Genomic DNA, 1391 nt, shown 5'->3' on the forward strand with positions numbered 1-1391 from the left:
CTCGGCGAGCCCAACGAGCTGGCCAGGAAGGACTGCCCGGCGCTGCTCGACTTCGCGATGTCCATGGGCACGGCGCCGTCGAGGAGGCGGGGCCAGGAAGGAAGACCAGCGCATGGAGAGCCAGGCCCGCAGCCGCACCGCACTCGTGGAGCAGCTCATGGAGCGCTATCCCGACGTGCCCCGGGAGGCGGTGATCAAGGAGGACCTGCTGCGCGGCGGCATGGCCTTCGACGAGTCCGCGCTGAGCGGCAGCGCGGGCGCCGACGGGGGCGGCGAGGTCAAGCCGAAGTCGTACTTCATCTTCTCCTTCGACCACCGCACGCTGCCCGAGCTGGGCGCGGCCGCGCTCAACCGGCCGCCGGAGGAGGTCGTGCTGACCGGCGGGCCGTACGGGCTGCGCCGCACGGTGGTGTCGGTGCGGGTGAACCCGGACTCGCCGTACCGGGTCGGCGCCGGGGACGACGGCACGCTCGGCCTCTACCTGGACGGTGCGCGGATCGCCGACGTCGGCCTGCCGCCGATGCCGGACTACTACCGGCACACGCTGGCCAACGGGAAGTCGGTGATGGAGGTCGCCCCGACCATCCAGTGGGGCTACCTGATCTACCTCACGGTGTTCCGGGTCTGCCAGTACTTCGGCGCCAAGGAGGAGTGCCAGTACTGCGACATCAACCACAACTGGCGCCAGCACAAGGCGGCCGGCCGCCCGTACACCGGGGTCAAGCCGGTCGATGAGGTGCTGGAGGCGCTGGCGATCATCGACCGGCACGACACCGCCCGGGCCTCGCAGGCGTACACCCTCACCGGTGGCGCGATCACCTCGCACGTCGGCGGCCGGGACGAGGCCGACTTCTACGGGCAGTACGCCAAGGCCATCGAGGAGCGCTTCCCCGGCCGCTGGATCGGCAAGGTGGTGGCCCAGGCGCTGCCGCGCGAGGACGTCCAGCGCTTCCACGACTACGGCGTGCGGATCTACCACCCCAACTTCGAGGTGTGGGACAAGCGGCTGTTCGAGCTCTACTGCCCCGGCAAGGAGCGCTACGTCGGCCGGGACGAGTGGCACCGCCGGATCCTCGACTCCACCGAGGTGTTCGGCCCGGAGAACGTGATCCCCAACTTCGTCGCGGGCGTGGAGATGGCCGAGCCCTTCGGCTTCACCACGGTGGACGAGGCGATCGCCTCCACCGAGGAGGGCCTGCGCTTCTTCATGTCCCGCGGCGTGGTGCCGCGCTTCACCACCTGGTGCCCCGAGCCCACCACCCCGCTCGGCAAGGCCAACCCGCAGGGCGCGCCGCTGGAGTACCACATCCGGCTGCTGCAGACCTACCGGGGCACCCTGGAGGAGTTCGTCCACCCGTCTGAGCGCCGATGCCCGCGCCCGCAGATCGGAA

1 protein-coding gene is annotated in these 1391 nt (G+C 70.7%); it reads left to right on the forward strand.

Features of this window, described 5'->3' with window-relative positions; all coding sequences use genetic code 11:
• Positions 1 to 112: 112 nt before the first annotated feature.
• Positions 113 to 1391, forward strand: a 1279-nt coding sequence (locus ACWDCZ_RS41350) for a radical SAM protein (protein ID WP_449818725.1), incomplete at its 3' end; no start/stop codon positions are given.

Source organism: Kitasatospora sp. NPDC001225, assembly GCF_053597855.1.